This window comes from Phormidium sp. CCY1219 (assembly GCF_055795085.1).
The window spans coordinates 25,097-36,279 of sequence record NZ_JAYFEQ010000783.1 but is presented as its reverse complement, the minus strand read 5'-3'; the positions used below and the strand labels follow the sequence as shown (position 1 = coordinate 36,279).

Here is an 11,183-nt window from a genome sequence, read left to right as displayed (position 1 = left end):
CCTCGTAGGGCTTAGGCTGGTCAGCTACCTAAAGTCAGGGGCTAGAAGCCCCGTCTCTTTAGAGCGGGGTGCTGACTGATGGTTTCCTTTACGTTTACAAATGTCAGCACTGAGCAGGTTGCGCGAATCAGTTCGGTCTCCAACCGCTTTTCCCCACTGCCCAAACCTGAATCGGGTTCGATTCCAAGGGCGCGTCGGGGGGCGGTTTGGCGATCGCGTCGGGATCCACTTACAAATACGGCATCATTAAATGCACGTTCTTTTCATCGCGTTTATCTACCAACGCGCTTTTCGAGAGACGGCGCTTGCGCTTGCTGGTTTTGTGTTCGAGTAAGTGGCTTTTGTAGGCTTTGCGACGCTTGATCTTGCCACTGCCCGTGGCTTTAAAGCGCTTCGCTGCCGCTTTACGAGTTTTGAGTTTTGGCATGGACTTCCCTTAATTCGGCACAATCTCCTATCATACTCCTTGTCTGCGCTTTTCGCAACTGGCGCAGTGGCAATCTGTGCCGAGAGGCAACGGGGAGGCGATCGCCTCCTCTTCAAGCCCCCCAAACCGAGGGGTGCAAGCCGCAAAGCGCTTTGCCCCGTCACGGAGACAACCCCGGGGCGAATCAGGGGGAAAAATTATTCGGATTTTCGGAGATTAAACCCACCGCTTGCGCCACCTGAAGCAGGCGATCGTCGGCAGCCAAAAAAATAAAATCGGCGGCGGGCGAAGTTTGAGTAACAACACTGTGGCAATATTCGGCTGATGCCAATTGCAGCGCATCGTAAGCGCGCAGGGGATATTGAACCACTAAACTTTCTGCCCTTTGAATTATCTCATCGTCCAGTTCGATAACTTGATATTGAGTGGCCAAATGATAGTGAAACGCTTGAGCAATTTCGCCAAAATCTGAAGCGGACAAACTTGCTTCCCGTTGTCGTCGTCCAAATGCGCTAAAGACTTCCACCCGGGTGATGCGGGAGATCGACACCCAATTACCGCGCTGAGCATGGGTAATGTCTTGCAGCCAAGCTGTGCCGATTTCGGGTACGTATCGCTTAATTAATGCACTGCTATCTATGAAGTAGTTTCCCACGGTCCGCGCTCCTCAATAATGATTTCTGACAAAGGTTTATCCGGGGTTGGGCCGATTCGATTCACCAGTCGGCGAAAATCGGCTTCCGAAATCGGCTTTCCTTCATATTGCCCCGAAGGTGGGGTGATGGCAGTTGGGCTGACTGAAGTGGAGGGTTCGCTTTCTTCGGCGGCGGGTAATATAATGACTTCGACTCGTTGCCCGGGTTGAAAGGGGAGGTGGGATAAAACGACGCGCTCTGGGTCTTCTATTTTGAGGTAAGTTTTGTAAGCATCCATGACGGTTTGACTCTAAATATTTTGCAAGTTTCTGTGGATAAATATCCCGGTTGAGGGGAGGTTTTTTAGACCCCCGACGAGCGGGGAATTGAAACGTTCTATCGCCATTGTAAATCATTGGGACAATTCTTTAGAGGATGCGATCGCGCCTCGGGTGTGTAGAGATGCCGATAAGCGCGGGTCTCTACATCAGTTCTTTGCTGCTAATCGAGCGCTGCAGAAAGAGGGACGAAGGTATCGGGAAAGGCGTCAATCAGGGCGGGTAAAACGGGACAAGGTTTGCGGGGGTCTTGGTTTTCGGGTTTGCTCCAGGTAAAGGGAGCTTTTTGTGCGGCAGACATCCAGAGCAAGCGTTTGGCGCGGGTCATGGCGACATAGAGCAAGCGATATTCTTCGGCGATTTTCAGTGCTTCGGCTTGTTGCCAAGCGGTGGCAATGGAGGGATAGGTAACCGGGTGATTTGCGAAGGCATCGCGATCGCTTTTTTGGTGAAGATTGGCGCGAATCAGGGCGCGGGCAACTTCGGCTAAGGTGTACTCGCCGAGGAACTGTGCCGGAGGCGGCACCCACAAAGTGCCAGGAATCACGTTCTCATGCAAGAAGGGAATAAATACATAGTCCCAGTCTAACCCTTTAGCTTTGTGCATGGTGATCAGGGTCAGTTGTCCGGGACGGGTATAAATGGACTCGGCATCTTCTTCGGTGTCTACGGGTTCGAATCGTTCGGAGGAGACGATTTCGCTGAGGACGGTTAACATGGTTTGCAGGGAACGGTTGCCTGCGGTTTGTTGGACGAGGCGATCGCTGAGTTTATCTGCAGTGGCGAGTTCGGCTTGGTTGTATTGCAATGCCAGGGCCAGAAAGGAAATGAGCTGATAGAGGGGCAATTCCATGCGGGATTTCAGCAAGCTGCAACATAAGCGCCGCGCTTGGAGGACGGCGGGGGGTTGGGGCGGGTCTAGGGGGCCGGGATACAAGAACTGTTCCGGTAAGCTGCTGAGGGCGTTGAGGTCTTGGGCGGGAATCAGCTTGCGATCGACGAAGACGCGCAAGGCGGCTTTGAGATAATCGGGAGAATGGGGGCGATCGATAAAGGAAAGCAATGCTAAAATTTCGGCAGGCACGTGAGAGCGCCGATCGCTCTGGGCCACGTCAAACACCGGAATCCCTTGGCTGGCGAGATTGCACTCGATGCCATAAAGCCGAGGATTGCTCAACACTTCCTGAATAAATCGCGCTTGCCGATTTTCCCGCACTAACACGGCTGCCGATCGCCCTTCGCGATTCTCACTAAATAACTCGCAAACGCGCTTGCCCAATAACTCCACTGTGTGATATATATCTCTCGGGCGGTAGATTTCCAACCCACCCCCCACATGCGGTGGATTAGCTCCCGGTTGCGGGTCTCCCGGTTCTACCGGGCGAATGGTTTGCAGGCGAAACGGCAAGCTAGGGGTAGAACCTTCCTCCTGCTGGCTGGTGTGGCGTTGAGTATAGTAGCGATTAATCCATCCGAGGGCAAAATTGGCCGCATTAATGATAATCTGGGTACTGCGTCCGGCACGATCCATCGTCGCGAGGAGATGGTGCCGATCGCATCGTTCGCAGAACCGCCGAAAATAGATCGGGTCGGCGGGGGTAAAGGTGGAGTTAATCGCCTGATTTGGATCGCCGACGCGGATCAGGTTGGGCGGTGCATCGGGGCGATCGCGGTCTGTGGCGAGAATTTCTAACAGTTGGGTTTGCAAGGGCGAGGAGTCTTGCGCTTCGTCTTCAAAGACGGCAAAAACTTGCTGCTGCCACAATCCCCGGGCGGTGTCGTTTTCCAGCACCCGCAAGGCGGCGAGAATCATGTCGTCGTAGTCGATAAACTGACGCGATCGCAATAAACTCTCGTACTGTCCGTATAACCCAGCGGCGATCGCCACAATTTCATACTCGTCATCATAGACCCGATTCTCGAATTCTCGAGCTAAGTCCCCCAAATCCTCGGGCAGCAATCCGGAGGATTTCGCTTCCCGAATGACGGTATGTGCCAATTGCGGTAGCACTTCAGTTCGCAATACCGACTGACGCCGCAACCGTTCCGCTTCTTCTCCATCAAATTGACGCCCTTCGATTAAACGTTGAAAGCGGCGGGGATTGGCGGCAATCCAGCGTTCCACACTCAAGGCGATCGTGCGATGGCTTTGGTTGGGGGTGATTAAGGTGAGTTCCTCGAAGTTCAAACCAGACAGATCCGGATGTCGGGTGGCAATATTGAGCGCTAATCCATGTAAAGTATTGACACTAAACCCCACTTGTGGTAGTTGTAACTCGCGCAACGTTTGGCGAATTTTCAGTTTCAGATTCGCCGCCGCCGATCGCGTGAAGGTAACGACAATCAGTTGGCGGCGATAATGCAGTGCATTGCGGGCGATCGCTAATGCCGCCGCATCCGCCATTCCTTTGGATTTTCCCGCCCCGGGTACCGCAGACACCGCCAGCGGTCCGGTTTGCCAGTCCGCCATCTGCTGCTGTCCGGGTCGCAATCGATTGCGGATCCGCTGCCACGCCTCGCGCCTCGTCTCTTCTACAGGAGTGGGCGCTTGCGCCACGGAAGGGTTAACAGTACCGTCGAAATCATTGGGCATTTTTGACTCAAAAGGACGACAATCGGTCAAACAGGCAACTTTTCTGAGTGTATCTTTTCTGACAACAGATCGCAGCCGTTTCAATTTTTGTAGCAGGTTCGGCGCTTCCGTTCAACCGAGGTTAACTTGGGAATGTCCCACGGGTGGCGGTGGGTGGTGCCCATGCTCATCCGACCCACCCCGATCGCTCTCATTTATTTTAGGAGAAATCAGATGACCGCTCAGCGCAAAAAACGGATCGCCGCAATCCGCAAACCCTGCTTCCCGGGCCGCAATCTGGGAAGAATACTGCCGATGCTGCTGCTATTCGGCGCGATCGCTTTACCCAGTTGCGGCGCAGTGCAAACGTCCCAGGCTAATTTCGAGGGTGAAATGGAAGAAAGTGCCGTCCCTCCTGCAGCAGCACCCATGCCTACAAGTCAAGGGATGACTGAGGTGACGATGGATATGGCACAAGCGGATACCACGGTGGCGCAAGCAACGCCGCAATTGATTAAAAAAGCTTCCCTGACGATTGAAGTGGAGGCGATCGCGGACAATATCGATGCGGTTTCGCAAATCGTTAAGCAAAAACAAGGGGATGTATTGAGCTTTCAAGACAATAAACCGCGATCGCCTAACGTCACCCGCCATCTGGTTTCGATGCAGTTGCGAGTGCCGCAGCAGCAGCTTGAATCGACGATTAATGCTTTAGCCGAACTCGGTACGGTTCTCAATCGATCGCTCACGGCTGAAGATGTTTCTACCCAACTGATCGATAATGACGCGCGATTGAAAAATTTGCGAAAATCTGAAGAAATGGTGTTAAAAATTATGGAGCGCTCGGGTTCCGTGGGGGATGTGCTAAATGCCGCCCGCGAACTGAGCAGCATTCGCGAGCAAATCGAACGCATTGAAGCGATGCAAAAAAATCTCCGCTCTCAAGTTGCCTATTCCACCATTTCTTTAACGTTAGAATCTCCCGTTTCTCCGTCGGAAATTCCCCAAACTCCCCTGGGCGAGCAGCTACAAGATACTTGGGGCAATGCCACTACAGCGGTAGGGTCGTTTGCGGTGGGCTTGCTGAAAATTGGCCTCTATTTACTGGCGTTCAGTCCGTTTCTGTTGTTAGCGGTTGGGGCGGTTTTGGCCTACAAAAAACTGCACAAGTCGTCCTCGGAAAATTCGCCACCCAATGGCGTGGATAACTCTGCTTCTGTGAATTAGAATCAGTTTTTTGCTGTGTATTTTTGTGGCGATCGCTCCTGCTTCTCTCCTTCCCCGTTGCGGTTTGATTTTGGCTCTATTGTTCGGCTTTGGCGGGGGCGGATTGCGATCGCTGTTGTTGCACTTGAATGATTTCGTTGCGAATGCGATCGCGCAGGCTGGGATTATTTTGTTGCAGCCGAGTAATTTCGTTAAATCGCTCTGTGGTTAAGCCATTGTTTTCCACCACGACTTCCGATTCGGTGCAATAATTATTGGCAATTTGGCGGACTTGTGGGGTGAGTCCGTTGAGATTTTCCGGTTGAGAGCAATCAATCGGGGGCACGGAACCGAGTTGGTTTTGAATTTGTTCGTAAGCGTTTTGACGAATGGGTTCGATATCTAAAATGGCATTGGCATAGTTGAGGACTTCGAGATTGCTCACCCGCGATTGAGCGTGAGCGGTTTGATTAAACCAAGAGAAAGTCGGGGTGCGGGAAAGTGGAGTGGAAATTTCAGCGCCCCATCCGATAACCGAAATAACTGCGATTGCAAGCCAGCGCGATAAACAGCGATCGCTCGGTTTTGGAAACCCAAATTTAGTCATCATGTTAGCTTCAGCGTAGACCGATAAAATAATAACCAATCGTTTTATTTACTCGGGCAAAAATAATTGCAGAGGATAGGGTGGGCAGAGCTATTCAAGGGAAGTGCCTCGCGCCCCGGAAGTTCTCGTGCCTGCCCACCCTACAAACTAATCGTTTTATATCGGGAAATTTGTTAGCAGATTCGAGTCGGGAAAGTTGGGAGTTAAAATCGCACGGACAGTGGTTCTGAGGAATTGGGTTCAGGTGGCTCGGGGCCACCTGACGAGTGTTTGAATGTCCGGCGGAATTCACCGGGGGAGGCTCACTTTTATTGCAGGCGTCGGAGTTCTTCTTTGACCCGTTTTTCCAGTTCTGGATCGAATTCCATCGCGGCGGTAATTTCGTTAAACCGGGTGACGCTTAACCCGTTTGTTGCTACCAGGTTTTTCGACTGTTCGCAGTAGTTGACTGCAATGCCGCGAATGCTTTCGTCTAGGTCGTTGACGCGATCGGTTTGCGAGCAATTAATCGCGGGAACCGACCCGGTGAGGCTACTGATTTCTTCGGAGGCTTCCAAGCGAAGCGGCTCGATCGCTAAAATCGCGCGAGCGTAGTTGGCGATTTCTTCATTGGTGACCTCTTGAGCGTAGGCTGCACTGTGGAAAACTAAGGTCGGAGTATCGGGAGATAGATGCACCGCCACTCCACTTAATACGCCCACGGCGGATAAAACACCCACCAGGAGCGATTTGGATAACATTGGAGGGAGATGAAAAAATTTAGACATTTGAATTAACATTTTTGAGACAATTATAACACACTATCAAGCAACCGGTTTGAACGCGATCGCCGCGCTTTTTTGCCAGCTTATTTCGGTGCTAGACCCTACTGTTTTACCCGGCAATCGGGTTTTTATTGTAGAGGAAGGGGGATTTTGATGCAACTCACTCTGCTGTGGCATTTTACTCTAATTTTACGCTGAAAAAACGGGTAGTATTTTAGTTTTTTCGCTGATTTTGTAGATAGATTTGACAACAGTAAAGTTCCCGGAACTTCCCTAAACTAAGCCTCTACCTCGGGGGATTTTTATCGCCTTGGTGAAGCCAAGCAAATTTGACAGAGTTGGATGACTTTGGTTTGTAGGGTAGAGAGTTGTTCTCCCCCTCGCTTGAGGCTGACTTCTAATTCTAAGAGGACGGGCAAGGTTTGCTGTAACTGTTGCAAGGATAAGGAACGAATTTCCTTTTTCAAGAAGTAAACCCGTTTTGGGTTGCCAACTTCTGCCGCGAGAGCGATCGCTTTTTCATCCCGCTCGCCCTTCTCTATCATTAGTTTAACCCATAACCAGGTTCTAAATTGACCGGTTAAGGTAGCGGCAATTTTCAAAGGATGTTCGTTGCGCTCTATCAAATCCGCAACTAATCCCAAAGCGGTAGCGGTATCTCCTTCGCGAATGGCCCGCGCCAGTTGGATGCTGTTTTGGGTGTTGCAAGTGACTAATTCATCTACAATTTGGGCGTTTAAGGCATTCGAGCCGGCACTGAGGGCGTAGAGTTGTAATTTTTCCAGGGCATTGTAAAGCGATCGCGTGTGGTTCCCCACCGACTCCGCCAGCAGTTCCACCGCATCGGCGGTTAATTGGATCCCCACTTCACGGGCAGCGCGCTTGACGGCGGCGAGGATTTCATCGTGCTTCCAGGGGGGCAAAGGTGAAAAATCTTTAACTTCTGCATACTTTTGTAACAGTTTCGTGGTTTTCAGACGTCGATCCGGTTTGTTTGGGGTGGTGAGCAGCAGCAGGTTCGACTCGGGGATGGCAGGCAAGGTTCGTTCCAGTTCGGCAAGAACTTGCGCGTCGGACTGCTGGCATACATTTGTGTCTACAAGCCACACCAAGCGCCCGCCCGCGCCAAAGGGGAGGGTCATCGCTTGGTTGAGGGCAAAGATTGCGGCATCGGGTTGTTCTGGGGTAATTTTATCGAAGTTAAACGAGGCCCACGCCGGATCCAGCACGCGATCGCGCAACTCATCCACCGCTTTTGCCATCGCGAAGTCATCCGATCCCCAGTAAAGGTAAATTGGCATCAGGAGTACAAGCGATCGCCTGTTTGAGGTACACTGTAAAAGCTGGAGAAGGTTGCTTATCCCCGGGGGAAGGGAGGGTGGCCGTCAAACTCTAAAATTGAGACGCTAGGGTTTATTTTAAATTATCCGTTCTCAATTTTTACCTTCTTATGGCTGATTTTCAGTTGAAATTGATTCCCCAATTCCCAACAGTTAGAGTTCTAGAGGCGAGTAAGATTGGACGATACTTTACAAACCTACTTAAATCGAGTCGCAAGGATGACGCTGAAAGACAGCTATCGCTCGGGACTCCAGCACATCCAAACTTCTCCTAAGTTTGCACCCCAAGAGGGCGGTGGGAGAAGACCGGTGGAATTTCCGGGATACAGTGTCATATCGCCTCCGTGGAGAGATGATTCCGAGAATGACAAATTTTATGAAAACATGGAAGCGTCGCAAAGGCAACTGTTGCAACTCCTCGAACCGGGTTTGGCAGTTAGCGTCCCTCCGGAAAGTTTTCACCTCACCCTGGCGGATTTGATTTGGGAGGATGCTTTTCGCAATGCTTGCGCCGAAAATCCTAACTACGAACAGCAGTTACGCGAGACGATCGCCGCCAGTTTTCAGCGCTGCGAATCGTTAAAAGGCGGGCCGCCGATTCGCTGGCAAGCGCTGGGTATCGTGCTCAGAACCCGGGCGATCGGAATTGCTTTAGCGCCCAAGGACGAATCTGCTTACGATCGCATCGTAAAATTGCGCCGCGCGATTTATCAAAATCCGAATTTGATGGCGCTGGGCATCGAACAACAGTACCATTTTACCGCTCACATTACGTTAGCCTATTTTGGCGAAATTCCGCCGAATTTAGACCGCGATCGCCTCAGCATTACCCTGGCTGAGTTTAACGATAAATGGCTGGATAATCCGCAAGAAATCGTCATCAAACGCGGCGAAATCCGCAAGTTTGACGATATGACGCGATACTATCGCGAACCGGATTGGCCTGTATTAAAATTTTGAAATCATCGGGTAGGGTGGGTTAGTTCCTCCTACCACTGAATTGTGGTGGGCGATGCCCACCCGACCACTGAATTCTTATTAATTTTTCAGCCATGCATCCGATAATGGAAAAAAGCTTTGCCATCATCGATTCCGAGATGGGCGAGCACCACTTTACCCCAGCAGAATACGCGATCGTGCGGCGAGTGATTCACAGCAGTGCAGACTTTGAATTTAAAGAGTTGATTCGGTTTAGTCCCGGGGCGATCGCCAGCGGAATCGAAGCATTGCGGCGCGGGGTTCCTGTAGTCACAGATGTGAGCATGGTCAAGCAGGGGGTAAAAAATTTAATCGGCAAAACCTTGGGCAATCCGGTGATGAGCGCCGTGGAACGAGTACCGGAAGCGCCGGCGGGCAAAACCCGCACCGAAACCGGGATTTTGCAATGCTGGGAAGAATTTCCCGGGGCCATTTACGCGATCGGCAATGCCCCCACCGCATTGCTGGCCCTGTGCGAGAAACTCTCCACCGCCTCAACCCCACCGGCCCTGGTGATTGGCGCACCGGTGGGATTTGTATCGGTGGTGGAATCGAAGCAGGTACTCGCCCAATTGTCGGTGCCTCAGATTAGAATTGCGGGTCGAAAAGGCGGATCGCCGGTTACTGCGGCGATCGTTAATGCTTTAATAGTTTTGGCGTTGGAACAAGGAGAGGGGTAATTGTTGAGGAAAATCAAACGGTAGAGTGGAGAAATGGCCCAGGCGATCGCCAAATTCCCGTGACTGCAAAAACCCCCGCTTCTTCCCGCGATCGGTAAGGGTGATGGTCAGGATGCAGATTCTATCGGGATGGGAGGGTCGCGCAATGCTTCCAATTGCGGAGAAAATTTATCGGCGTTTTTCTAACTTTTATTGTTGCGATTCTTCGACAATCAACACTCAACAAAGCGAATGATTCATGTAGTCGGAATTGGGTTAGATGGTGCGGCGGGATTAACCGCACCCTTGCGAAAACTCGTGCGGGAGGCGACGTTATTGGTGGGAAGCGATCGCCACTTAAGTTATTTTGCCGATTATTCCGGCGATCGCCTGGAATTGGCAGACATTAGCCTCACCTTAAAACAACTGCGGCGTCAGTTACAACGATGGAGCGAATCCCCACCGCGCAACAGCGAACCCCCCGCAATGATTCCGGATGAAACTCCCGCTTCCGAATCCGCCCGCCGCACGGATATGTCGGCAGAAAATCCGCCTGATGCGCCTTATATGGTGGTCTTAGTCAGCGGAGATCCCCTATTCTTTGGTTTGGGACGGTTGCTGTTAGCAGAACTGCCCGCAGAAAAGCTGGTATTTCATCCGCATCTGAGTAGCATTCAATTAGCTTTTAATCGCGTCAAAGTGCCGTGGCAAGATGCGCGAATCATTAGCGCTCACGGTCGTTCTTTGGATGAATTGCTCGCCGCCTTGCGCGAGGGTGCGGAAAAAATTGCCGTACTGACCGATCGCACCAATACTCCCGGGGCGATCGCCCGTCTTTTGCTCTCCCTGGACTTACCCGGTACCTATCAATTTTCGGTTTGTGAAAATCTCGGTGCCACTGATGAGCGCGTGCGGTCTTTTCCCGTGGGAAATCGCGCGGAAATTGCTGCAATTGAATCGGAAACATTTTGTGACTTAAATGTGGTGGTTTTGGTGCGACGCGGTGAGGAAAGCAGTGGCCATTTAGACCTGGAAAATTTGCCGCGATTGGGTCTGCCCGACAGCAGTTTTTTAACCTTTAGCGATCGCCCCGGTTTGATGACCAAACGGGAAGTGCGAGTGTTAGTGTTAGGAGAATTGGCCCTGCAACCGAATCAGATTATTTGGGATGTGGGTGCGGGAACCGGATCGGTTTCGATTGAAATTGGCCGCTTATTTCCCACGTCTCGAGTGTATGCGATCGAAAAAACCGCTGCCGGCATTTCCCTTATCGAGCAAAACTGTCAGCGCCTGCAAGTTCCGAACGTGATTTCCATACATGGCAATGCACCGGATATTTTAGATCGCCTGCCGGTTCCCCATCGCATTTTTATTGGCGGAACCGGCGGTCATTTGCGGCAAATTCTCGGCTTTTGTGGCGGACATTTGGCCGATGGCGGTGCGATCGTCCTCGCTTTAGCCACCTTAGAACATCTGACGAATGCCCTGACTTGGGTAGCAGAAATGGGGTGGGAATATCGCGCCTTGCAAGTGAATTTATCCCGCTCGGTTCCGGTGGCTCACTTAACCCGATTTTCCCCCTTAAATCCGGTGACGATCGTGGTGATTTCTAAACCCCAAAATCGCCAGTGATATATTTCGGGGTCAGTGCGTGACG

At 51.6% G+C, this 11,183-nt stretch carries 11 protein-coding genes; 4 read left to right on the top strand and 7 right to left on the bottom strand.

Features of this window, described 5'->3' with window-relative positions; all coding sequences use genetic code 11:
• Window positions 1-229: 229 nt before the first annotated feature.
• From rpmI to AC0QH1_RS23995, 4 genes are all read right to left on the bottom strand, one after another.
• On the bottom strand, window positions 230-427 hold the full coding sequence (gene rpmI, locus AC0QH1_RS24010; RefSeq protein WP_324633915.1) for a 50S ribosomal protein L35: 198 nt from the start codon (window positions 425-427) through the stop codon (window positions 230-232).
• 184 nt (window positions 428-611) lie between these two features.
• A complete protein-coding gene (locus AC0QH1_RS24005) occupies window positions 612-1,082 on the bottom strand; it encodes a type II toxin-antitoxin system VapC family toxin (protein ID WP_324633914.1) in 471 nt (156 codons plus the stop codon).
• Window positions 1,064-1,360 carry a hypothetical protein gene (locus tag AC0QH1_RS24000; RefSeq protein WP_324633913.1) on the bottom strand — a complete coding sequence of 99 codons (297 nt, stop codon included), beginning with the start codon at window positions 1,358-1,360 and terminating at the stop codon, window positions 1,064-1,066. The genes AC0QH1_RS24005 and AC0QH1_RS24000 overlap by 19 nt, the downstream gene beginning before the upstream one ends.
• Before the next feature lie 203 nt (window positions 1,361-1,563).
• Window positions 1,564-3,993, bottom strand: a complete 2,430-nt coding sequence (locus AC0QH1_RS23995; RefSeq protein ID WP_324633912.1) for an ATP-dependent helicase — start codon at window positions 3,991-3,993, stop codon at window positions 1,564-1,566.
• 213 nt (window positions 3,994-4,206) lie between these two features.
• Here AC0QH1_RS23995 and AC0QH1_RS23990 point away from each other — a divergent pair, with 213 nt between their 5' ends.
• Window positions 4,207-5,199 (top strand): DUF4349 domain-containing protein, encoded by a 993-nt coding sequence (locus tag AC0QH1_RS23990; protein ID WP_324633911.1) that lies wholly within the window; start codon window positions 4,207-4,209, stop codon window positions 5,197-5,199.
• A gap of 76 nt (window positions 5,200-5,275) precedes the next feature.
• Here AC0QH1_RS23990 and AC0QH1_RS23985 read toward each other — a convergent pair whose 3' ends face one another.
• The 3 genes from AC0QH1_RS23985 to holA all read right to left on the bottom strand — a co-directional run bounded on the left by AC0QH1_RS23985 (window position 5,276) and on the right by holA (window position 7,850).
• Entirely contained in the window at window positions 5,276-5,788 is a 513-nt protein-coding gene (locus AC0QH1_RS23985) for a DUF4168 domain-containing protein (RefSeq protein ID WP_324633910.1), read from the bottom strand.
• 305 nt (window positions 5,789-6,093) lie between these two features.
• Complete coding sequence (locus tag AC0QH1_RS23980) at window positions 6,094-6,525, bottom strand: DUF4168 domain-containing protein (RefSeq protein WP_324633909.1); 432 nt, start codon at window positions 6,523-6,525, stop codon at window positions 6,094-6,096.
• 326 nt (window positions 6,526-6,851) lie between these two features.
• Window positions 6,852-7,850 (bottom strand): DNA polymerase III subunit delta, encoded by a 999-nt coding sequence (gene holA / locus AC0QH1_RS23975; RefSeq protein WP_324633908.1) that lies wholly within the window; start codon window positions 7,848-7,850, stop codon window positions 6,852-6,854.
• A gap of 258 nt (window positions 7,851-8,108) precedes the next feature.
• Here holA and AC0QH1_RS23970 point away from each other — a divergent pair, with 258 nt between their 5' ends.
• The 3 genes from AC0QH1_RS23970 to cbiE all read left to right on the top strand — a co-directional run bounded on the left by AC0QH1_RS23970 (window position 8,109) and on the right by cbiE (window position 11,158).
• On the top strand, window positions 8,109-8,849 hold the full coding sequence (locus tag AC0QH1_RS23970) for a DUF1868 domain-containing protein (RefSeq protein ID WP_324633907.1): 741 nt from the start codon (window positions 8,109-8,111) through the stop codon (window positions 8,847-8,849).
• A gap of 92 nt (window positions 8,850-8,941) precedes the next feature.
• Entirely contained in the window at window positions 8,942-9,547 is a 606-nt protein-coding gene (locus AC0QH1_RS23965; protein ID WP_324633906.1) for a cobalt-precorrin-8X methylmutase, read from the top strand.
• Between the two features lie 231 nt (window positions 9,548-9,778).
• Complete coding sequence (gene cbiE / locus AC0QH1_RS23960) at window positions 9,779-11,158, top strand: precorrin-6y C5,15-methyltransferase (decarboxylating) subunit CbiE (RefSeq protein ID WP_324633905.1); 1,380 nt, start codon at window positions 9,779-9,781, stop codon at window positions 11,156-11,158.
• Window positions 11,159-11,183: the final 25 nt, after the last annotated feature.

What these genes read in the sequence shown, in the direction of transcription:
- rpmI (WP_324633915.1), bottom strand. Translation starts at nt 427, where the DNA reads ATGCCAAAACTCAAAACTCGTAAAGCGGCAGCGAAGCGCTTTAAAGCC.
- AC0QH1_RS23995 (WP_324633912.1), bottom strand. Translation starts at nt 3,993, where the DNA reads ATGCCCAATGATTTCGACGGTACTGTTAACCCTTCCGTGGCGCAAGCG.
- AC0QH1_RS24000 (WP_324633913.1), bottom strand. Translation starts at nt 1,360, where the DNA reads ATGGATGCTTACAAAACTTACCTCAAAATAGAAGACCCAGAGCGCGTC.
- AC0QH1_RS23965 (WP_324633906.1), top strand. Translation starts at nt 8,942, where the DNA reads ATGCATCCGATAATGGAAAAAAGCTTTGCCATCATCGATTCCGAGATG.
- holA (WP_324633908.1), bottom strand. Translation starts at nt 7,850, where the DNA reads ATGCCAATTTACCTTTACTGGGGATCGGATGACTTCGCGATGGCAAAA.
- cbiE (WP_324633905.1), top strand. Translation starts at nt 9,779, where the DNA reads ATGATTCATGTAGTCGGAATTGGGTTAGATGGTGCGGCGGGATTAACC.
- AC0QH1_RS23985 (WP_324633910.1), bottom strand. Translation starts at nt 5,788, where the DNA reads ATGATGACTAAATTTGGGTTTCCAAAACCGAGCGATCGCTGTTTATCG.
- AC0QH1_RS23970 (WP_324633907.1), top strand. Translation starts at nt 8,109, where the DNA reads ATGACGCTGAAAGACAGCTATCGCTCGGGACTCCAGCACATCCAAACT.
- AC0QH1_RS23990 (WP_324633911.1), top strand. Translation starts at nt 4,207, where the DNA reads ATGACCGCTCAGCGCAAAAAACGGATCGCCGCAATCCGCAAACCCTGC.
- AC0QH1_RS23980 (WP_324633909.1), bottom strand. Translation starts at nt 6,525, where the DNA reads ATGTTATCCAAATCGCTCCTGGTGGGTGTTTTATCCGCCGTGGGCGTA.